Below are 22,675 nucleotides of genomic sequence, written 5' to 3' on the forward strand. Positions count from 1 at the left end.
TAAACATGAGCAAATTATTTTTCACATCGAAAGAAGAAATAAAGGGCAGGATGCTCCGGAACGCGATGGATTTCTGGAACACTACGAATGTTAATGACATTGATCCGCTGGTTAAATTACTGATCGAAGCCCTCAGCTCCGAATTGTTCAATCTTTCCAATGATGTTAAAAACCTGGAAAACCGGGTATTAAATAAAATATCCCGGATACTCGCTTCTGATTATCTCACGGCTCCGCTCCCGGCCCATGCCCTGCTCAAAGGTATCCCGGTTGAAACCAGGGAGACCTTGAGTATCAAAAATCATTTTTTTTATAAAAAAGCGGCTTCGCCCGACGTTGGCAAAACAGCGCCGGAGCCTTTAGATATTTTTTTTACGCCTATTGGCGAGAACAAAGTTTTTAAAGCTGAAATTAAATATTCGTTTAATGGCAGGCAGCTTTGGGAGCACACTGCAGACATGCAAAAAAACCTAATTTCCAGCATATTGCCACAAACTTTTATCGAAAACAATACCTTGTGGGTGGGCATTGAAACTGACCCTAAGCTTAACACGCTCCAGGATGCCGGGCTGTATTTTGAATGGCCAGGCTATACTACCAATAACGATTTTTATAATCTATTGTCTGTTACCCGTTTCTATACTGATGAGCAGGAGCTGCATACAACAAGTGGATTAATATATGAAGAGGAAGAAGCGAATGAAAACAAACCGGTATTTTATGATCAAAACATTATCAACTTAATTACCCGGGATGTAAAGTCATACTACCAAAATCGTTTTATATCGCTTACAGATGATAGCTTAAATGATCTTGACCCACTTAAGAAAAGCTACCCTTTATCGTTTGAAACCTGGTTTGAGCCTACCGATTTGAAACGGCTTAAGCCTTGTGTATGGATAAAAATGGTTTTCCCGGCAGTGATCAGGCCCGATGTGATCAGCGAGCTACAACTACACCTCAACTGTTTCCCGGTGATGAGCCGTAAGCTGCATGAACAGAAATTCAGGATAAAGGAGATGAATAACATTATCCCCATCAAGCCTTCAGCCTATGATCATTTTTTATCTGTTCAAGACCTGCATGACGATCTGGACATTCACTATAATGAGATCCCTTACAGCCAGGCTGATCAAAATTTCGAAGGAAGCTACTCTGTCAGGAACGGTGGAGCCGAACGTTTTGACTCCCGGAATGCGCAGCAGATCATCGAGTATCTTTTTGAGCTGCTCAGGGATGAAAAGGCTGCCTTTGCCGCCTACGGAAACGACTTTTTAAACTCAACATTAAAAACACTCGAGCAAAATATTTCGCTCATTGAAAAAAAATCTAACCAGGCAAAAGACAATCACGAGTTGATCAATTACCTTATTTTAAAACCGGCTAATAAGGCCAGTATGCTATATCTCCAGTTTTGGACCACCCTTGCAGATACCGCCAATAATATCAGAAAGGGCTCCCGATTACAGCAGTTTGAAACGACGAAGCTAAAAGCAGATAATTTACGCCTGATGACCACCTCTATAGGTGGCCGGAATAGCCTCGGCGCTGCCGAACGCATTCAGGCTTACAAATACGGCCTTACCACCAAGGACAGAATTGTTACCCAGGCCGATTTGACCAGTTTTTGCCAATATGAACTGGGCGCCAAATTAAAAAGTATCCGCATCAGTAAAGGCGTGAGTATTTCTCCTAATCCAAAAGAAGGCTTTAAGAAAACCATGGATATTTACCTTAAACCCCATGAAGAAAGTAAGCTATCAACAAACGAATGGGATACCTTGCTTAGTCTGCTTCAGTCAAAACTGGAATCGCGGAGTATCATCAATTATAATTACCGGCTTTTTATTGAAAATTAGGATCAGCGCTAATTACCCAGATAAGTGGTGTAACCAAGCCTCGCATTATCCTGTTGTATTCCGATTATTATTTTTTTGGAAGCAGGCGCAGCCAGCAAATTAATCTTCACCCCGGTTTGCATCGGTATAAAGTATGATAATAACACATCAATACAAATGGCGGATCGTTCCCCGGGTAAAAAATCAATCATTTTTGAAGCATTCAGCGGCCCAATGGCAACATGGAGTTCTTCCTCGGGCTCAATTAATTGCCCCGCTATAAAATCTATTCCCAGAGCTGCGGCGCCTAGTGAAGTCTGCATACCTGCCAGATCCTTTTTGCCTGGCCTGCCAGTAAGTTTATAACTGAGCGACATGGGCGTTTTAAACAGCATGGTTAATATTTTGCCTATAAAAGCAAGGTTATTGCGCTGCTCATGTATAACTGGTAAAACATGTATTAAAATAAGCATTTGCTTATTGGTGAAGCAACTAAACTCTTTCCATTCCTTTAAAAATATGTTGATCAGATCGTCATATTCATTTTTCTTGTCGAGGCGGTTCTCATAAAGCTCCAGGATCATTTTCAGGTGATTGACCTCCGCTTCAAATGGCGCGAAAAAGCGACGTGTTTGTTTCTCCTCGTCCCTCCTGTCAACAATATCCTTAATCATCTCCTCCTCGGTGATCATCAAACTCGAAGCCGGGGGTTTATGAAACAACCCTTCGGGCAACATGTCATACAAGCCATCGCGGTTTACCTGAACCTGGAGTATCTTTTTGTTAGTGATATCGGTTTGACTCTCGGCAATGCCGGCAATTTCTTTTGCAAATGCGCGCTGCTGAGGGCCTACCGGCAATATCACAATATCATCGGCGGCAACCAATTCATTCTCAACAATTTCTGCAGCAATAACCGTTGCTTTGAAATCTGTATCAATAAGATTAGGGTTTTTGATCTTCATTTTCAATATTTTTACCAATAATATTTAAAACAATAACCACAATTATTGGTAATTGATTAGACTTATATCAAATTTATTTTTTGAGTCTGTTACTGACCTGAACATACAATTATATCATGGACGTTAAATCATTTTTTATACGTTATCTTATCTTCCCGCTCATTTTCGTGATTGCTGCGGCAATCATGACAATAATCAACAAAAAGAATAAGCTCTTAAGCAACAAACGCCTTATTGTTATTATTCTGCTAACTGCTGTGATTTTAGGGATACCTGGCTTGCTGGGCTTTCTCGATCTGCAGTTTATGCCCTGGGGTTACCTGTTTTGCCAGCTCACTTACTTAGCCTTGGGCTCTGTTTATGTATGGCTAGCGGGTAAATATCACGAAAATGAGCTATTGCACAAAAAGGGCTTCTTTATTTTTTGCACGCTGATATCCTGCTTGTTAGGTATATACCTTTTTAAACTGGGTTTTGATTGGCTAAACGACCTGCAATATGGTTTGTGGGCTGCCACCAGTGTGTTCATATTTTTGCTGCCACCTATTTTCTGGTGGGCATATATTGCGTTTATGAGCATCCCACTGGAGATATACAAAGTATGGCAGTATCCCCGTACTCCCGAGGATATCAGTATGGAGCATCTCAATTTTGATAAACTGATGGTGCTGGAGCTTGATCTGTACAAAAATACGGATGATCCCGAACCCTTGAAGGTTAAGGCCAAGGCGCCACCAAATATGAACTTTGGTCAATGGTTCCAGAAATTTATTGATGATTATAATTTAAAATTCCCGAATGCGCCTGTGGGCTACAAAAGCAATAAAACCGACAGCTATAAATGGATATTTTATGTTAAACCATCCTTTTGGAAACAGCGGCGATTTATTGATCCCGACCTCAATATTGTGGAGAATAAGATCACTGAAGCAAACACAATATATGCTAAACGTGTTTCTGAAATTGTAAGCGAGCCCGAACGCACCGGCGATCAGGCGGTTTACTTGTAATATTATAATAACATCTACATACTAAAAACATGATATGCTTAGTCCGTTAAAAAACAAGCCCGTGAACTGGATAGATGGAATGAAAATTTCCAGCGATCATTTTATCAGTACAGATAATTTTATACATGATATAGTGAGGGATTCTAATTCCCTGCGTCTCAATAATCATAACTTTGGTTTATTGCCCCCTGTTGTCAACGAATCTGTAGCACTGGACATACAGATCACAGAAAGGGCTTCGAACCAGGTACAGATCAAAATAAATCATTGCAATGCGGTTACAGCCGAAGGTCATCGCATTGATATATCCCGAACTGGTCCTGAGCTATTGTTTACCCATTACTTTGGCCAGGATAACGCAACAGAAAATTCAGAAACATACTATGTGCTGCTTACCGTTAATCCGTTTGAGCGCGTGGCTATTGGCAATCCTGACCCGGAGGAGATCCCTTTAAGATATCCCGAGGTTGATAAACAATACAATATCACTATAATACCAGCATCGCAGATAAACACCCGAAGCTCCCATTTTCTGGAGGTAGGCAAATTCATTAAAAATGGTAATAACCTGCAAACAGATATCAGTTTCATACCTCCCTGCACCTCGGTACTGAGCCACCCGGAACTGGTTAAATATTATGAAGGCTTCAGTAATCAGCTGAATAATCTGCAACTGCTCTCGTTCCGTATCCTGGATAAGATAACTTCTAAGGAATCTGTTTCAACCATTGGTAAAAACGTAAAAATATTGTGCGAAAAGATGCTGGAGTATATTGCCCGTATCTATTTCTCTTACCGTAACATGGTGCACCAGCAGCCACCGATATACATGGTGTCTTGCTTTTCGGAAATGGCGCATATATTTTTCAGTACCGTAAAAAGCATACCTGGCGCCGAACGCGAAGAGCTGCTTAAATATTTTTATGAATGGAAGGATGTTACTCCCGGCAACTTTGAGGAGCTGCTTGCCCGCCTCATAGAGATTGTTTACAATCATCATGATATCAGTTCATCTATGGTAACTGTTGATGAGTTCCTGCGCGTAATAGTGGCCTTATGGAATAAATTAAGCTCCCTGGAATACATTGGGCAGCGTAAAGAGAACATTGTAGTAGCCGAACAGCAAGTGATACAAACGGTACAGTCCAAACGCACCTGGACTCTATTGGATTAAGCGGGCGAATGATCAACTAATATCAATAGCCCCCCAGAACAGGCGGGCTATTTTGTTATAAAAGTGGGTTTACATGGTTTACACTTTTCATGGTTAACATTGTCCTATTTAATTGATATTCAGATAATTATATTAAATTACCGTAAAATAATGTAAACCCACTATTTTGTCAAGTTTAGGCCCCCTCCATGTCATTTTAAACGAACAGCAAGGGACAAAGTGGAAGTGTGAGAAGAAACTCTGAATAATGATTTCGATGTTGGAAATTCAAAATTCATTATTCGATATTATTCCTCTTAATGTTATTTGCCTTTTATTTTCTTCAAAAACTGATCCTGCAGATCGTTGATTTGCGCGTCGTATCCTTTCTTGTCTATAAAGGCGTCGGGGTTATAACCAGATCCGGGCTTGTGTTTGCGCTGGAGCTCAAACTGACTGGCATGTGATGTCAGCCAAATATCAAAAGATAATTTTTTCATGGCAGCTAACGTATAAGCGTAATCCCGGGCAATATTAGGATAGGCTGGGATATCCGAGAAGCTTTTATCTGTAACTATGGTAGGCATGTTAGCTATCAATACCCGGTAAGATCGTTTTTGATCTTTTACATCAAATAAAAAGCTGCAAGAGCCTTTAGTATGCCCCGGGTGATGAAGCATAGTCAAGCGCATGCCACCTAACTTTATGATATCGCCGTTGTGTAATATCCGGTCAATTTGTACCGGTGCATAAGTACTTGTGTTGCCCCCTACTGAGTAATCCGAACGGCCGCCATCTGTTACTACTCCTACATCGCCAGCATCCACCATCATTTTAGCGCCGGTCATTTTTTTTATTGCTGCCATTGCCCCCATATGATCAAAATGTGCCTGGGTGGTTAAAAGGATCTTGATATCCTTAAACTTAAAACCCAATGTTTCCATATTGGTTTTGATGAGGGGTGCCGACTCTGCCAATCCTGTATTGATGAGTATATTGCCTTGGGGCGTGGCAATAAAGTAGCAAGCCAGATCATAAGTACCCACATAATAAAGATTACCTGCGATTTGAAACGGAGGATAGGGCCTTGACCAGTCGGGATTGGTGTTTGCAGGCTGAATTACTTTTTGAGCAAACACCCCAAAACTCAGGCATACCAAGCCGGTTAATAATGCTACTATCTTACGTTTTTGTACAGGCATATACGGGTAAATGAGCGCTAAATATACACGTTGTCATAAATACAGAGATATTCAGATCCGTATAAATTCCATCAAATGACTTAAACCAATTCGTCCACTAAATACTGAAAGCCCGGGCGGGCAGATACAAGCTGACTTGTACAGCGGTCTCTTAAGGCTGCTAATTTCAATAAAGCCTCATCTGTATTGGCCTCTTTACATAAACGTAGCAGGTCATCCAGTAAATGGCCATAGGCGCTTACTTCAATCCGTTCCAGTGCATCGGCCACTCCGGTATCAGACTTGTCATAAAAACCGGCCGCGCCAAAATCACCAAACAGAGTGTTTCCCTCCTCATCTATTAATGTATTATGAGCATACAGGTCGCCATGCATAACCCCATTACTATGCAATTGCGCTGCTACAGATGCTATGGTTGAGGCAATTTTTATTACCTGTTGTGCAGAAAGGCTCATGCCCCCTTTAAAAACATCACGGGTACAACTAGCCAGGCTGGGCGGGTTACCCAAATTAACAAAACGTTCCGGTATCAGCTCCATCACTAAACCCTCTTTTCCTTCGGGATGTGCCAATATCTGTCCGAGTAGTTTTACAAGTCCGTAGTGACCGCCTGCGGCAATATAAGTGAGCATTTCGTCTTCAGGGAGCCCATCACTGGTAACCGCGCCTTTAAATATCTTGACAGCCACTTCCCTTTCTTCATCATTGCTCCGCCACCTGGCTTTGGATATAATGCCCGATGCGCCTTCGCCAAGCCGGTGACTCACCTCCAATTCCCGATGATCAATAAAGGGGATGGCGGCTATCGCGGGCTTTATGTTAAATAAATTGCCGGAAAATGCCAGCCAGGAAAGTTTAGGCATGCTTAACAGCCATTGCGGAAGCCAACTTAACCGATTGGCAGAGATACGTAAAAGCGATAAATGGCTGCAATTGCCCAACTCGACAGGCAACTCCTTTAACCTGTTACCGGCAAGCATCAGCTTTTGCATACGCGCGCAATTACCTATTTGAGCGGGTAGTTCTGCTACCCTGTTGTTTGTCAGTATCAGCCAGCGAATGTGAGGATTAAGCGCTTTAGCGGGTATTTTTTCTATCCTGTTTGATTTAAAACCTACAATATCCAGCAAGGGGCAATCAGCCAATACTTCGGGCAAAACGGTAAACAAATTTTCTGAGCAAAATAAGATCCTCAGCTTTTTTAACCGACCAAAATCCGCGGGTAATTCACTTAAGTTATTACCCGAAAGATCAAGTTTCTCCAGTGTATCTGCCAGTTCAAATATCTCCTGCGGGAAGTGCGAAAGTCCTTCGGCAAGCTTTAATGAAACCGTGCCTTTAAGTTCTCCGTTTTGTAGTTGTTCAAGTGTTTGCATCATGTATACAAGGGTCAGGTACCCGGCAGCAATCATTAATTTCCTGCCGAAATCCATCTATACCGCAAAAGTAACTGTTTCGACCGCTTTCTGTTAGCTAAAATTTTTTAGTTAAAACAGAGACGGGAGATGGTGCGGTGATAACACCGGCCATAGGCTGAATTTTCTGGGGTAATTGGGATTGTGCGATCAGTTTAGAGAATAATTTATAGTTTTAAGTGTATTTAGAAATCCCATAAGCCATCGAACATATACGATGAAAGACATCACCAATATTTTAAACTACTCGATTCATTGGATAGCTAAATCCAATTCGGAATTCATTGGAGAGTTGTTTTTCGTTGTCAGGAATAATTCCGGGGGAAGTATAAGTACACCCGTTGGATACTTAGTTGGCTTTATGGACCCGGGAGCGGACTATTATGGCTCTCACTGGAAAATACGAATGATAGTTAGAGATGCAATAAGATATGATATGCAGACTAACAGTACGCACATATTTGTTAAAAGCGCTTATGCCAATAAACTCAGATACTATGTTCATAAATTGAAAGAGTTTAACCGGGATATCATCAGGATAGACCCAGGGTTGCCTGTAGCAATACGAGAAACGTTAACCCAATCGGGAATTTGTAGTTATCCTCTTGAAATGCAAATGATAACCGGAAAATATAAAGGCATCTTTTCAAATGTTGAGTATGATTTTGATTAATAAATAGAAACCCATTTTATTAACTATACTTAATATTCAGTTTGTGGTCGGTGTTATCACCGCATCATTACTTAATTAGAAAGAACCCAAACTAAAAATGATTCAGCACGCGGTCGGTGTTTTCACCGCAGCACTTAAAAAGATATCCAATAAAAAAGCCTCCTGCTTTCCGTCAAAAGCTTTTTTGGTAATTCTTACTCGATCAACTCCGGGCTCTTTTTCGCATTAAAACCTGCGCGACAGAACCCGATTGAAACAGTGCAATTTGTTAAATATGTTAAAGCATAAGGCTAAATACAGATTAAAACCCTAAATTAGAGCTAAAATTTAAACGCCCTAACATCATTGAATGACTGTATAAATACCCATTTTATTTTTTATTAATAAATTATTTATTCAGTTGGCATTTGTTTTTTGGAACCCACGTACACGATTGGCTTCGGCCATTTGGGCGATAATCCCGTCGCAAAGCGTTTACAAATTTAAGAGACTAAGTTTTTTATACTTTATTTTCATTTCGCTAAGCGTAGCAGCACAGCAACCCAATAATACCGGGGTGACACAGGTAAGCGGGCGTATTACCGATGCATTATCCGGGGCTCCACTTCCATTTATCCGTATCAGTTTTACCGGCAGTTCTTACGGCACAAGCTCCGATAATCAGGGTAATTACTTATTAAGCGCTCCCGGCTCTTTTAACCAGGTATCCTTTTCATCTATGGGGTATATGCCGGAAAGCAGGAAAATTAATCCAGGGCAGATCAATAACGTATCTGTTAAACTCAGGTACGCCGAAAACCAGCTAAAAGAAGTCAAAATAACATCGGGCAAAAAAAGCCGATACCGTAATAAAGGCAATCCAGCGGTTGAACTTATTCAACAGGTTATTGATCACAAAGAAAGGAACCGGATGCAAAGCTCAACCTACCTGCAGTACGATCTGTATGAGCGTATCGGGCTTTCCGTTTTCAACCTTTCCAATAAATTCCTGAACGGGCGCTTTTTCAGCAAGTACAAGTTTATGCTGGATACAAGCTCCAAAATAAACGGACGTACGCAAACTTCGCTACCTGTTTTTTTTAGCGAAAAAATGTTTCAGAACTATTATCGCAAAGACCCATCAAAGTCTATCCAGGTCCTTAACGCTCAAAAACAAACCAACATCCTTAAATTTATCGACACTGCGGGGCTCGATATTTATCTTAATCGTCTTTACGGTAATAATATCGATATCTATTCCAATAACATCTTTATTGTCAATCACCAGTTCCTGAGCCCGATCTCCAATCACGCACCAGATTTCTATAAGTTTTTTATCACCGATACCGTTAAAACAAGCACCGAAAAATTAATAGAGATCAGTTTTACCCCACGCAACAAGGGCGACCTTTTGTTTGAAGGCAAGTTATATGTTACGATGGATGGGAATTATGCCGTTAAATCCTGCGAACTGAATGTAAATAAAGAGATCAATGTCAATTTTATGCGCAGCCTCAGGGTCCAGCAGGATTTTAAGCAGGACTCGGGTCGTTATTTCCTGATAAAAAGTAATGTTAAGGCTGATTTTGGCATTTTGAAGGATAAAGGGATGGCGGTATTGGGTGAACGCACCGCCGTATTTTCTAATTATAAATTAAATACACCGCAGCCTGATACCTTTTATGATGGGAAAAGTGAGCAGGTTGCTGCAAATTCCAACCAAACCGACACCGGTTATTGGGCCAGGCATCGCCCGGATACATTGACCCGTCAGCAGGCTACGGTATACGCGCATGTTACCCGGCTGGAGAATATGCCCTCGTTTAAAAGAACCACCTGGATAGCTTCGGTACTTACCGGCGGCTATGGCAATTTCGGGCCGGTGCAGTTGGGGCCCCTTGGATCTACTTTCTCTTATGACTCACAGGAAGGCCCCCGGCTCCAGGTAGGCGGAAGAACAACACCCCAGTTTAACAAGACCATTTATCTGGAAGATCATATCGCTTATGGCTTTAGGGATAAACAGGTAAAATATAACCTTAACACCTATTTTTCTTTAAACAAGGTATCTCCATTCCGGTACCCCAGCAACTATTTTAAGGTAAGCTACCGCTACGATGCCGACCTTCCGGGGCAAAGCCAAACCGTTATTCCGGAGCAGGCCGCGCTTACATCCTTTAGTACAGGAAAAACAGACTACTGGTTATATAACAAAACTTATACGGTTGCTTACGTAAGGGATTTTGAAAATCATTTTTCCTTTAACATTGCGCTCAGAAACTGGAACCAGCAACCGGCAGGCACCCTGGAGTTCAGGTCAAATAACGCTGATAATCATCTTATACATGACTTAACTACCAGCGAGGTTGAGCTGAACCTGAGATATGCGCCGCATGAGCAAATAATACAGGGTACGCAGGTACGGCATACCATTCATAGCCGGTACCCCATCCTGAACCTGCAGCTGAGTCACGCGTTTAAAGATGTACTTAACGGCTCCTATACCTATAACAATATTACCGCCAATATTTACAAACGCTTTTACCTTTCGCAGTTAGGCTACTCGGATATTACCTTATTAGGGAGTGTTACAACAGGAAAAGTGCCATTTCCGTTATTGAGCATTTTGCGGGCCAACCAATCCATCGCCTATGACCCCGATGCGTACAACAGGATGAACTACCTGGAATTTGTTAGCGATCACTATGCTGGCCTTAACATTACACACAGCTTTAATGGATTTATCCTTAACAAGATACCGTTGATCCGGCATTTGAAATGGAGAGAATATCTATCCTTTAAAGTATTATATGGTGGTTTACGGAACGAAAACAACCCCTTATTTTCAAAAGACCTGTATCAATTCCCGGTAGCTTCAAACGGATCAAACGGCACCTTTCCGTTAGGCGATACACCGTATATGGAAGGAGGTGCCGGTATCGGAAATATTTTCAAATTTATAAGAATAGATGTGATCAAAAGGTTCAATTACCTTGATCATCCAGCGGTTTCGCCATACGGTGTTAAACTTAGCTTTAGTCCCCATCTTTAAACTCTTTCATCTCGTGGTCGGTATTATCACCGTACCGTTTAATCAGAAAATCAATCCAGCAAAAAGCCTTCTGACTTTCATCCGAAGGCTTTTGACTTAAAGCGAAGTTCTTAGACTAACGCGATTTTATTTGTATGCTATTGCCGCGCTTGATGGCCCTGCTAAGGGAAGGAGTGAGGTTGACTTAAACCCGACAATATTTGCCCACCTATTAAAGTCGGCAAATGTGTAATCAAATCCTGTTCCTGTTTCAATAAGCATATTCAAACTCATCATCATACCAAAAACGTTTTGTTTTCTCTCATCATCTATTATGCCTTCAATAGCTACAAATGCCCCACCCACAGGGATTGCGTCATAGGCTTTTCGCATTAATGATATTTTATTTTCTTCGTTCCAATCATGCAGGATATTTCCCATTACAACAATATCCGCATGGGGTATTGGCATAGTAAAGAAGTCGCCACTAGCCGCTTTTACCCGATCTGTTAGCCCGAATTGCTGTATGGTAGCATTTGCAATAGGCTCAACCGGCGGCAGGTCAAAACTTGTACAATGCATATGAGGATTGTGCTTTGCAACCATCAATGAAAGCAACCCTGCCGAACCGCCTACATCAATCAGCGTTTTATGCTTTGTAAAATCAAATTTTTGGGCAAAAGCCATAAAATTACCCATTTGGATACCACTCATTGCATTGGTAAATTCTTTTAATTTTTCAGGGTCCTGGTATATCAAACCGAAAAAATCCTCGCTCCTTTTCGCTTCGTTTTGCGGAAGCCCGGTAAGCAGTCCCTCGCCCAGGTTACCCCAAAATCCATATAAACGATTGTTCATCATTTCAAGGATCCCTCCAATATATGATGGTTTGTTTTTATCTAAGAATGTATCTGTATCCACGGTGTTTGAATAAATAGCTGTATCCAAAATGCCCTCCCGCTTTAAAAAACCAAACACGGTTAAGGCATCTAAAAAATCATAAACATTTCTGTCTGTGCATTTAAGCTCAAACATGTCTTTGACATCTTTGGCCTTCATCGTTTTCTTTTCGGCAAGCCTGGTGAATAATTGAAAATTCACTGCAGTTAAAAGAATTTTTGAGGCCCAAAAGCCGGTGCCAATTTTCATAATGTTTTCGGGTGATGGTTGGTTAGGTTGTTGTTCCATTTTTTTAATAATTATCAGTTTTAATAAATTGGTTTGCCTTCCGGAAAGCTTTACCAGAGGCTAGTAAAAATTAGGTTATCTAAAAATACAGCGATTTAATTTGATATAAGAATAAAAGAGTTTTTGATAAACGGCTGATTCACCCTACATTACTTCGAATCACCCCTCTATAGTTTCCTTCTGACGCAAAAAGGCTAATAATTAATCATGGTCATTACTGGTGTCTTCCTGAACTTCAAAGCAACCTTTTGCTCTGCGGTTACGAATACAACTAATGTCACCCATTAGTAAAAGATGAGCCTAAAAACCGACCTACATTTAAAGCTGAACGCCTTTGCCCAAAAGGGAAAGTGGAACAATACCCTGGTAAAAATTATTACTGCCCCATTGTTTTTGATTTTACTTGTCAGTGGTATTGTGCGGGCAATTTATTATTCGGTTTTATTAACCACTCCTGCAGTTGATACAGCAACTTATATTAACTACCCCATTAATATTTTAAAAGGCGAAACGGATGGTCTGCGTACGCCGGTGTACCCGTATTTTATTAAACTGCTGAAGCTGTTTGGTGAGCAAAATTTGATGGATCATGTGGTTGTGGCACAAATCATTATTTCATATCTCGCAATCATCTTGTTTTATAATGTGGTGAAGATTTGTTTCAAGCAAAGCGGTGTAGCATTTGCTGCAACATTATTATATGGGGTACTGCTACCCGTCATCAATTTTGATAAGCTGGTACTCACCGAGTCTCTTTCAATCAACTGTAGCCTGCTGGTTATCTATATGGGGGTTAAATACCTGCAACGGCCAGGCAGCAGCAGGGCATGGGCGTTCACCTTGTTTGCTTTTGTTTGCATCATGCTGCGGCCATCATTTGTTTATTTATTACCCTTGATCGTTGTGTTTTGGATTTCGAGGTTACTTTTCTTCCGCAAAGACTGGAAAATGTGCCTTTCCGGGCTGGCTGCTTCGGTAGTTGTTATATTGTTAATAATAGGTTATGCTCATCTAAACCAAAAGAACCACAATTTTAACGGTATTTCTGTTGTAAGTAATAACAACGAAATGGCGGTCATCGTCATCGCTAATATTTATCAATATGGTAATGACCCCGAAATTACCGCAGCCATAAAAGCGAATCTTGACCTGCAGCAAAAAACCACAGGGAAGCCCGCGAAGGGCGAGAATGTGATGCTGAAATTTGAACCCGAGCGGGTGCATCAGTTCATCGTGACGTGTATAAAAAATCAGCCTGCTGCTTTTGCTCTTTCTATCGGTGGCAAACTAATCGATTTACAAACACTCAATATATTCACCGATTACGCCGAACATAAATTCAGTTATCTGGCCTTTCGGGTGAATAATATCGAGTACCTATTATTTTGTGTGACGTTTAATCTCCTCTATATTTTTATCGTGGTTACCTTAGTGATGATGATTACCGGATGGTTCAAAAAGAAACAAATACCCTGGTTTAGCCTGTTACTGTGGCTGCTAATTTTTGCACAGGTGGCAGTAGCTATTATCGGCGGATATTCCGAATATCCCCGCCTAATTTTACCCGCTATGCCGGCGCTGGTCATTCTTTTGTTTTCGTATATCGATAAAATTAGCTTCGCAATAGATAGGGATAAATTAAAAAGCTACCCGGTAACGATCTAAGTCCGGTTTACGAAAAAACGCTCTTTTCTTACTTGAAAAGAGCGTTCTAAGTGGTCTTTAGAAACAAAACTCGAATTCTTTTATGGGCGATTGGGATTGTGCGGTGGGTTTGGAGGGACAATATGGTACGGTGATAACACCGACCATAGGCTGAATGATTTTTTGCGTTTTGGTGAAACCACCCTCAACCAATAGTTCCGTCCCTTTATCTTTCATTTTTTCGATTTTATGAATTTAAAAACCATACATACCACCCGAAACGGAAATTTGCTCTCCCGTGATCCATGCTGCATCATCGGAAGCAAGAAATACTACAGCTTTCGCAATATCTGCTGGCTGGCCTCTGCGGCCAAGCGGTGTTTTCTCCACAAACATTTTTTCATACTCACTTCCGGCAGTGACGCCTGCACTGGTTGCACCTTCTGTTTCTGTAGCGCCCGGCAAAATGGAATTGATACGAACGTTTTTTACACCCAACTCCTTAGATAAAGCAATTGTGAAAGCATCTAGTGCCGCTTTTGTTGCGGAGTACAACGAGGCATTTTGAAGAGGATATTTGCTTGCACCTGAACTGATATTGATAATGTTCCCGCCCTTATTGCCGAAAAGTTTCAGAGCTGACTGGATAGTCAATATAGATCCTAACACATTGACGTTGAAACTCTGGTGGAAATCTTCTATCGAAATCTGTTCAATAGGCGCATATCCTTGAGATACTGCATTATTTACTAAAATGTCCAACGTTCCGAAAGCATTCTCAGTTTCTTTAAACAACCTGATCACATCGGCTTCGTTCGATACATCGGCCTGTACTGCAATGGCTGTGCCGCCATTATCGGTTATGGCTTTCACCACTTTGTCTGCGCCTTCTTTGCTAGAAGCATAATTTATTACAACCTTTACGCCTTCTGCAGCAAAGTGTTTGGCGATAGATGCACCTATTCCTTTTGATGCACCGGTTACTACCGCTACTTTGTTTTCTAATTTTTTCATATACAAAGATGCGTTGCTGTAATAAACTGGCTTTTGACCTGAATCATTAAATAGGCTTGACATAGGTCAACTCAAGGTAATGACCTAAATCATTATATTGGTTAGCACTATTTAAAAGAGTTTTTCTTTAGCCTGCTCAAAGTTTCCGGAGATAAACCCAGATATGAAGCGATCATGTTTTGCGGGAACCGCTGTAGAAATTGTGGATAGTTATTGACCAGATCCTCGTAACGCTCCTCCGCCGAATAGCTCATTGCGGCCTGCATTCTTTTCTGGTTTGCAATGGTGTAATTTTGACTGATCACGTTTGCCATCGCTGAAAAGGCAGGTATAAGCTTAAGAAATTCCTCAATTTGAGCATTTGTTGATTGCAGTATCTCCAGGTCCTCCAGCGCTTCAATATTAAAGCGGCTTGGCGTTAAGAGGTAAAAGCTTTCAAAATCGGCCAGCCACCAGTTTTCCAAAGATAATTTCAGAATATGTTCATGCCCTTTTTCATCTACTGTAAACGTCCTGGCGGACCCTTTTACTATAAACCCGATATATTTGCATACATCTCCTTCCTGTAAAAAATATTGCCGTTTCCGAAGTTTTTTGGGTTTGAAATGTGCTGTCAATAAATGCTTATCATCCTCTGAAAGCACTTTGCCGGATATTTTTTGAATGTAATCGAAAAACGCTTCAAAATTGGACATTGTACAAATATATAATCATTCACAATTTAATCAAGCTGCCCGATAAAAGACTAATCTCTTTAGTAGGTTATTTGAAGTAATAAAAATCTCTGCTCTTGAAGAAACAGGAATTTGATAGAAACGTATAATTAAACTGTGATTTTTGTCTAGGAGAAAAAATATCGAACTACAAGACTGAACGAATCCGCTTGTCTAATAAGTCACATTAACAATGAGTTACGGGAAATATAAACGGGAAAGATGCGAGGTTGTCGCTCCTTTCCCGTGAAGTGGTCCCGACGAGAATCGAACTCATATCTAGAGTTTAGGAAACTCCTATTCTATCCGTTGAACTACGGGACCGTTATAGTTTATCGGATGCAAATCCGTAAACAGTTTGCAAAGGTGCAATTTTTCATTGAAAAATCACACCCCTATACACAAAATTTGCTTATAGCTTATTTATGCATCTGTACATTTGAAACTTGTACATCTGCACATCTATCTACCTGATAACAGATCCGTTATGAAAATCATCTGCAGGCAATACAAAGCTGAGCTTGCCTTCACTATCCTCGGCCATCAGGATCATGCCCTGCGAAAAGATACCTTTTATTTCGCGTGGCTCCAGGTTTACCAGTATACTCACCCTTTGGCCAATAATAGCTTCGGGTTCATAATATTCGGCAATGCCCGACACTACGGTACGCACATCAATGCCAGTATCAATGGTCAGCTTGAGCAGCTTTTTGGTTTTAGCTATCTTTTCAGCTGCCTGTATGGTACCTGTGCGGATATCCATGGTGGCAAATGTTTCGTAACTAACGCTTTCTTTAGCCGGCTGTACCTCTACCGATTTTGGCGGCGCGGCGGCATCCTTTTTTGCCTGTAGTTTGTCCAGTTGATATGTTATTACCTCATCCTCTATCTTTTCAAATAACAAGGCCGGAGGGTTTAACTGGTGCCCGTTGTTAAAATAGACCTCCTGATCATAATGGATCACCTCATTTGGCCAGTTCAGCATACCGAGGATCTTTTTAGCGGTGGTTGGCAAAAATGGCTGCGCGCAGGTTGCCAGATGCCCTATCAGCAGCAAGCAATTGTGCAGGGCCTGCTTAGCCCCTTCAGGATCTGTTTTAATGGTTTTCCAGGGCTCTTTTTCGGTCAGGTAACGGTTACCCAGGCGTGCTATATCCATCACGGCCTGCAGGGCCTGGCGATAGCGGTAAGCCTCCAGGTTCTTCTCTATCTCGTCATAATATCCACCCAACTCGGCATTCAGCACAGTGTCGGTTAGTTCAATGCGGTCGGTTGTGGCTTCTACCTTACCCTCGTAAAACTTGTGCATCAGTATCATTACCCGGTTCACAAAGTTGCCTAATATGGCCACCAGTTCGTTATTGATACGTGCCTGGTAATCTTTCCAGGTAAACTCACTGTCGCTGGTTTCGGGTAATATCGAGGTTAGCACGTAGCGCAATTCGTCCTGCTTGTTTGGCAGCTCTTCCAGGTATTCGTGCAGCCAAACGGCATGGTTGCGCGAGGTGGATAGCTTATCCCCTTCCAGGTTCAGGAACTCGTTGGCAGGCACATTTTGCGGTAAAATATATTCGCCGTGCGCATGCAGTATGGATGGGAAGGTGATACAATGGAACACAATATTATCCTTACCTATAAAATGGATCAAACAGGCATTATCCTGCTCATCAGCCTGCTTTTTCCAGTATAATTTCCAGTCTTTGTTGTTATCAATAGCCCATTGTTTGGTAGCCGATATGTAGCCGATAGGCGCATCCATCCAAACGTAAAGCTTTTTGCCTTTGGCATCTGCCAGCGGCACGTCGATACCCCAGTCCAGATCTCGGGTCATGGAGCGCGGTTGCAGACCCTGTTTAAGCCATGATTTGCATTGGCCAAATACATTTACCTTCCAGCTACCCTCTTTAGTATCTATCCACTGCTCCAGCCAGGGCTGATATTTATCCAGTGGCAGGTACCAGTGTTTGGTTGGTTTTAAAACCGGCGGTTTTCCGCTCAGGGTTGATACCGGGTTGATCAGGTCGGTTGGACTTAGTGAGGTACCGCATTTTTCGCACTGATCGCCGTAGGCATTCTCATTATGGCAATTAGGGCAGGTACCTATAATATATCTATCGGCCAAAAACTGGTCAAAATCCTCGTCGTAATACTGCTCGCTTACTTTTTCAATAAACTCATCTTTTTCATACAGGTTCAGGAAAAACTCCTGCGACAGCTCATGATGTATAGGCGATGAGGTACGATGATAAATGTCAAAAGCTATCCCAAACTGCTCAAAACTATCTTTTATCTGCTGATGGTATTTATCTATAATAGCCTGTGGCGTAGTGCCTTCCTTTTTAGCCTTGATGGTAATGGCGGCGCCATGCTCGTCAGACCCGCAAACGTATACTACATCCTTTTTTTTGAGCCTTAAATGGCGTACAAAAATATCGCCCGGGATATATGCCCCGGCCAGGTGACCAATATGCAGCGGACCATTAGCATAAGGCAAGGCGGATGTTATAGTGAATCGTTTGTATTTGTTGAGTTGTGACATGAAATATGCGGCAATGTAAATAAGCGGCAAAGATAATTCATTTAAGTCGGAAAGTCCGGAGCTGCGGATTTCTTTGTCCTAAAATCTTTTATCAAACTTTGAGGATTACCTCATCGGCCCGATTATGAAATTCAAACAACCCAAAACTTTTTAAACCTTAATTTTAACACTTTTCGGCTCAAAATCGGGGCAAAAACACATCAAAAACTGCTTAAAACTTATTCAAAACCACCCATTTTAACACTTTTTAACAATTTTTTGATGAGTTTTTAAAAGTTTAAAAAGTATTAAATATCTGAAATTCAAATAACTATATACAAAAAGATCAGATTTTTATCCTTTTTGTCCCTTTATGCAAACGGCCCCGATTGCACTTTTCAAGCAATCAGGGCCGTTGGGTTGGTTTACTTAAAGATACGAAAAATGATTGGCTTGTGCAAGAGGGATGCGGGTTGGATTGCGCAGAACCAACTCATCCTGGCGTTGCTTCGCTCGCCATCCTCTTCGCCTGTGGCGCAAAGAGGGGGTGAAATTGCAAATAAAACCATGTCATTGCGAGCGCAGCGTGGCAATCTCCTCGCTTGTATATTGAACTCGACGAGATTGCTTCGTCGTTCCTTCTCGCAATGACATATAGGAAACTGTACTTGGTGAGGGTAGGATGAGTCGGCTCCGCGGCTTTGATTTCTACCAGCCCCGCAACAAGCAAAGAAAACTTTTACTATAATTGCTTATGGATAAACCAGCCAATACCGCTTCTTCCGGCCTCCTTCCACCCTATTTAAAAAAGGGTGATAAGATAGCGATCACCTGCCCGGCTAAAAAGCTGCCCAGGCCTATGGATGATGCCGTAGCCTTATTACTATCATGGGGATTGGAAGTAGTTTTGGGCGATACTGTGACCGCCTCCTACCACCAGTTTGCGGGGGATGACGACCTGCGCGCCCATGACTTGCAGCGCTTTATTGACGATGATACCATCAAAGCCATTATAGCGGCGCGTGGCGGCTATGGCACCATCCGGATGATTGATAAGGTTGATTTTAGCCGTTTTGCTCAAAACCCCAAATGGCTCATCGGCTTCAGCGATATTACCGTGTTGCATACCCATCTTTTTGCCAACTACGGGGCTCAAACCATCCACGGGCAAATGCCGGTTAATATTCCCGATGCGTCCAAACATTCCCTGGATACACTCCGCATGGCCCTGTTTGGCGAAGCTTTAAGTTATAACTACCACGCCCACGCTTTAAACCGCAGCGGCGAAGGCTCAGGAATATTGGTGGGCGGTAATTTATCCCTACTGCTAGCCGTATCCGGCTCGGTATCTGATATCGACTATGGCGGCAAAATATTATTTATAGAAGATGTGGGCGAATATCTTTATTCTGTCGATCGTATGCTGCGCAGCCTGAAACGGGCGGGCAAATTTGCCCAACTCGCGGGCCTGGTAGTAGGCGGCTTTACGGACATGAAGGATAACGATATCCCCTTTGGCCAAACCGTACCGGAAATTATCATGGACATTGTACAGGAGTATGATTATCCCGTATGTTTTGATTTCCCGGCCGGGCACATCCCCGATAATTGCAGTTTAATATTCGGCAAAGAAGCGCAGCTATCTGTACAAGGGCAAGAAGTAAGTTTGCGGTTTAGTTGAATCAGGAGAACGTTTTTTTAATATCGAACACCGGATTTCCAATATCGAATGATGAATATAGATTGGTTTTGGATATTTACAAGTATTGAAAACTCCATAACACAAAAAGCACCAGGGTACATAAAAAATTACAGGAATGGAAATAACACTTTGGCTATTAATAGCGATTGGTGGCCCTTATCTATTATTGCTCTACAAAAAACTAGGTGTATCATTTCGCCTTGTTTTTATATCAATGATGCAGTTGTTAATCATCATGTTATTGCTTGTACTGGTGTTTATTACCGGGAGCGATAAATTAATGGCCCTTTTATTCCCCCTTAGTGTTATTGCGATGGTTGCTATATCGATTAATATAGTGTGGATCATACTGATTTGGATTGCAAAGAAATCTTAAAAATCAGCATTTTAGAATAATTAACACACTCCGGCATTTGTTGGTGAGGTGCTGAAACACGCCCAGCATGACTTTTCTTTTTTCTATAATATACATCTCCCACAAACCTACATTGATGCAGAAACCCCTTCCTCCCCTTCCCGAGGGAAGGAATCGCACGGGGCCAGGGCTTTTAATGGTGGTCAGGCCTCTGCTCAACCCTTCGACGGAGCTCAGGGTGACAGCCCTCCTTGGGTACATTATTTATTCGTCATGTTTGATTTTTCCTTTCTGAAAGGAATTTTTATATATTAAAACCAAAATTCAACCATATTAACACTTTCACCATTATAAATTATGGCAGTACTGAGCAACTTAAGCAATTACAAAAATTTGGGCCTTCTGGTCATCCGCCTGGGTCTGGGCATTACCTTTATTTTTTATGGCTATCCTATGCTGATGGGCGGCGTAAGCGGCTGGAGAGAGCTTGGCCATTCTACCAGGCACATCGGCATACATTTTTGGCCGGTAGTATGGGGATTCCTGGCAGCGGCCACCGAGGCTTTTGGCGGCTTTCTGCTCCTGATAGGCTTTGCCTTTCGCCCGGTATGTATATTGATGATATTGACGCTTATTGTAGCCGCAGCCACTCATTTAGGCGAGGGCGAGGGATTTAAGGGAGCTATTCATGCCATTGAAGATGCCCTGATATTTGCAGGCCTTTTATTTGTTGGTCCGGGCAAATACAGTGTGGATAAGAAATAAGTCGTTCGATTTTGATCTGCAATAAAAAAGGGATTTGCCATAATAGCAAATCCCTTTTTTATTATTTAAGTGTTACGGCTAATTATTTAGGCATAACATTTTTATCAAAAAACAGCCTGGTTGTTACCACATCGCCGCCAATTGCCGCTGATGCTGCTTTATAATTAGCAGGGTTTACGTTAGCCTCATCAACCGGATATTTGAAACGAACCGGGAAGTCGCTAAAGGCACCCGTTGCAGGTTTATAAAGTACCGGAAAATCCAGCCTGCGGGTTTCAATCCATGCATCCCAGCCACGGTTATAATTAGCAACCCATTTTTGGATAGCCAGGTTATTGGTACTGTACGGGTTAGCAGCAATAAAAGCAGTAGCATCTCCGGCAGTCCAATAATCAAATGAAGCCTGAACACCTTTTGCATAATAAGTACTTGCATCACCGGCAATAAAGCCTTTTGCAACGGCTTCGGCCTGATAAAATGCAATCTCTGCGTAATCAAGCAGCAAACCAGGGGCTGTAGCTGCAATCATAATATCACCAGCATGCGAAAAGCTATCATAATTTGCTTTTACACCAGGATCGGCTCCCAAAACCTTGCCACCTGCATCCAATGCTTTAAAATATTTTGATGCACGGGGGTCAATAAGACCATTATTATTATTCAACTGATTGGCTAAAGTGCTGCAGGCCACAAAATCAAACCTGCCGCTTTGTACCAGGTCAACCCAAATAGGATTCGTGTTTGGTGTTGCTGCCTGGTATACTAATGTAGCATTATCTGTATTTGCGGTAAATACCCCCCCTGTTACTGCATCCTGAACTGTTGTTTTAGCCAAAGCTGCGTCGTAATCAGCAATGGTCATACCCATTTTCAATTTCAGTGAGTAGGCAAACTTTTTCCATTTAGCCACACTTCCTCCATAAATGATGTCGGCAGTACCATAACTTGCGCTTGCAACTGTTAGCGCTGCTATATCAGCGTCTACACGCTTCAGCAGGTCTTTATAAATTGTTGCTGCATCATCGTATTTTGGAAAGTTGTTTGCAGAATCAAAAGCCTGTGAATAAGGGACATCACCAAAGGTGCTAACCAGGTAATAAAAACCATATACCTGTAACAGATCTGCAATAGCTAAATCATTCTTTTTTACAGCGTCGCCTACTATAGTGGGGTCGTTTGGAATGATGTCTTTAGCTAACTTTAAATTGTTTAAAACATCACGAAACAGGAAATTCCACATCTGTCTATTGATGTTACGCGTGTCAAAATTATACAAACTTTCGTCATTATAAGTAGTCTCCTGCCATTGCTGTTCCACCAATCTGAAAACGTTATTGTTTACGTTGGCTGATGTAACGGTATTTGAAAGCACCCGCTCGGCCTGTGTAATTAAGGTTGGCGCAGGTACCGTAGGGAAAAGTTTAGGGTTAGTATTGAGGTTTTCAAAATCTTTTTTGCACGCTCCCAGCATAACAAGCGGAAGCAATGCCCATATATATTTTTTCATATT

The 22,675-nt window shown here is 41.8% G+C and carries 17 protein-coding genes and 1 tRNA gene; 9 read left to right on the forward strand and 9 right to left on the reverse strand.

From position 1 onward, the window contains the following. Nucleotides 1–5: 5 nt before the first annotated feature. Nucleotides 6–1,859 carry a type VI secretion system baseplate subunit TssF gene (locus tag BLR84_RS27015; RefSeq protein ID WP_090473378.1) on the forward strand — a complete coding sequence of 618 codons (1,854 nt, stop codon included), beginning with the start codon at nucleotides 6–8 and terminating at the stop codon, nucleotides 1,857–1,859. A gap of 8 nt (nucleotides 1,860–1,867) precedes the next feature. On the opposite strand, the gene BLR84_RS27020 is transcribed toward BLR84_RS27015, so the two are convergent. Continuing rightward, nucleotides 1,868–2,803 carry a type VI secretion system baseplate subunit TssG gene (locus tag BLR84_RS27020; protein WP_090473379.1) on the reverse strand — a complete coding sequence of 312 codons (936 nt, stop codon included), beginning with the start codon at nucleotides 2,801–2,803 and terminating at the stop codon, nucleotides 1,868–1,870. A gap of 116 nt (nucleotides 2,804–2,919) precedes the next feature. On the opposite strand from BLR84_RS27020, the gene BLR84_RS27025 reads away from it, so the two are divergent. Further along, nucleotides 2,920–3,813, forward strand: a complete 894-nt coding sequence (locus BLR84_RS27025; RefSeq protein WP_090473380.1) for a TssN family type VI secretion system protein — start codon at nucleotides 2,920–2,922, stop codon at nucleotides 3,811–3,813. Nucleotides 3,814–3,847: 34 nt separating this feature from the next. Beyond that, entirely contained in the window at nucleotides 3,848–4,987 is a 1,140-nt protein-coding gene (locus BLR84_RS27030) for a hypothetical protein (protein WP_090473381.1), read from the forward strand. A 302-nt stretch (nucleotides 4,988–5,289) separates the two neighbouring features. Here BLR84_RS27030 and bla read toward each other — a convergent pair whose 3' ends face one another. Further along, nucleotides 5,290–6,168 carry a subclass B3 metallo-beta-lactamase gene (gene bla, locus BLR84_RS27035; RefSeq protein WP_090473382.1) on the reverse strand — a complete coding sequence of 293 codons (879 nt, stop codon included), beginning with the start codon at nucleotides 6,166–6,168 and terminating at the stop codon, nucleotides 5,290–5,292. An 80-nt stretch (nucleotides 6,169–6,248) separates the two neighbouring features. Then, nucleotides 6,249–7,547, reverse strand: a complete 1,299-nt coding sequence (locus BLR84_RS27040; protein WP_090473475.1) for a leucine-rich repeat-containing protein kinase family protein — start codon at nucleotides 7,545–7,547, stop codon at nucleotides 6,249–6,251. Nucleotides 7,548–7,800: 253 nt separating this feature from the next. Between BLR84_RS27040 and BLR84_RS27045 the strand changes: the two genes are divergently transcribed. Together BLR84_RS27045 and BLR84_RS27050 are read left to right on the forward strand one after the other, a co-directional pair. Next, nucleotides 7,801–8,256, forward strand: coding sequence for a hypothetical protein (locus BLR84_RS27045; RefSeq protein WP_090473383.1), 456 nt, complete (start codon nucleotides 7,801–7,803; stop codon nucleotides 8,254–8,256). A gap of 400 nt (nucleotides 8,257–8,656) precedes the next feature. Then, complete coding sequence (locus BLR84_RS27050) at nucleotides 8,657–11,287, forward strand: DUF5686 family protein (RefSeq protein WP_176852168.1); 2,631 nt, start codon at nucleotides 8,657–8,659, stop codon at nucleotides 11,285–11,287. A gap of 126 nt (nucleotides 11,288–11,413) precedes the next feature. Here BLR84_RS27050 and BLR84_RS27055 read toward each other — a convergent pair whose 3' ends face one another. Further along, on the reverse strand, nucleotides 11,414–12,454 hold the full coding sequence (locus BLR84_RS27055) for a methyltransferase (protein ID WP_090473385.1): 1,041 nt from the start codon (nucleotides 12,452–12,454) through the stop codon (nucleotides 11,414–11,416). 294 nt (nucleotides 12,455–12,748) lie between these two features. Here BLR84_RS27055 and BLR84_RS27060 point away from each other — a divergent pair, with 294 nt between their 5' ends. Beyond that, entirely contained in the window at nucleotides 12,749–14,119 is a 1,371-nt protein-coding gene (locus BLR84_RS27060) for a glycosyltransferase family 39 protein (protein WP_090473386.1), read from the forward strand. Nucleotides 14,120–14,353: 234 nt separating this feature from the next. Here BLR84_RS27060 and BLR84_RS27065 read toward each other — a convergent pair whose 3' ends face one another. The 4 genes from BLR84_RS27065 to metG form a co-directional block, all read right to left on the reverse strand. Beyond that, entirely contained in the window at nucleotides 14,354–15,112 is a 759-nt protein-coding gene (locus tag BLR84_RS27065; protein ID WP_090473476.1) for an SDR family NAD(P)-dependent oxidoreductase, read from the reverse strand. Nucleotides 15,113–15,219: 107 nt separating this feature from the next. Further along, nucleotides 15,220–15,807 (reverse strand): Crp/Fnr family transcriptional regulator, encoded by a 588-nt coding sequence (locus tag BLR84_RS27070; protein ID WP_090473387.1) that lies wholly within the window; start codon nucleotides 15,805–15,807, stop codon nucleotides 15,220–15,222. 270 nt (nucleotides 15,808–16,077) lie between these two features. After that, a tRNA-Arg gene (locus BLR84_RS27075) sits at nucleotides 16,078–16,149 on the reverse strand. Between the two features lie 142 nt (nucleotides 16,150–16,291). Next, the gene (metG, locus tag BLR84_RS27080; RefSeq protein WP_090473388.1) at nucleotides 16,292–18,364 is read right to left on the reverse strand and encodes a methionine--tRNA ligase; all 2,073 of its coding nucleotides are present in this window, start codon (nucleotides 18,362–18,364) and stop codon (nucleotides 16,292–16,294) included. A 733-nt stretch (nucleotides 18,365–19,097) separates the two neighbouring features. On the opposite strand from metG, the gene BLR84_RS27090 reads away from it, so the two are divergent. The 3 genes from BLR84_RS27090 (at nucleotide 19,098) to BLR84_RS27100 (ending at nucleotide 21,165) form a co-directional block, all read left to right on the forward strand. Continuing rightward, entirely contained in the window at nucleotides 19,098–20,024 is a 927-nt protein-coding gene (locus BLR84_RS27090) for a S66 peptidase family protein (protein WP_090473390.1), read from the forward strand. Between the two features lie 136 nt (nucleotides 20,025–20,160). Further along, nucleotides 20,161–20,421 carry a hypothetical protein gene (locus BLR84_RS27095; RefSeq protein ID WP_090473391.1) on the forward strand — a complete coding sequence of 87 codons (261 nt, stop codon included), beginning with the start codon at nucleotides 20,161–20,163 and terminating at the stop codon, nucleotides 20,419–20,421. Nucleotides 20,422–20,757: 336 nt separating this feature from the next. Beyond that, the gene (locus BLR84_RS27100) at nucleotides 20,758–21,165 is read left to right on the forward strand and encodes a DoxX family protein (RefSeq protein WP_090473392.1); all 408 of its coding nucleotides are present in this window, start codon (nucleotides 20,758–20,760) and stop codon (nucleotides 21,163–21,165) included. An 82-nt stretch (nucleotides 21,166–21,247) separates the two neighbouring features. Here the strand turns inward: BLR84_RS27100 and BLR84_RS27105 are convergent, their stop codons facing one another. Continuing rightward, entirely contained in the window at nucleotides 21,248–22,672 is a 1,425-nt protein-coding gene (locus tag BLR84_RS27105; protein WP_090473393.1) for a SusD/RagB family nutrient-binding outer membrane lipoprotein, read from the reverse strand. Between the last annotated feature and the right edge of the window lie 3 nt (nucleotides 22,673–22,675).

This window comes from Mucilaginibacter sp. OK268 (assembly GCF_900103125.1).
In the GTDB taxonomy this organism is placed as follows: domain Bacteria; phylum Bacteroidota; class Bacteroidia; order Sphingobacteriales; family Sphingobacteriaceae; genus Mucilaginibacter.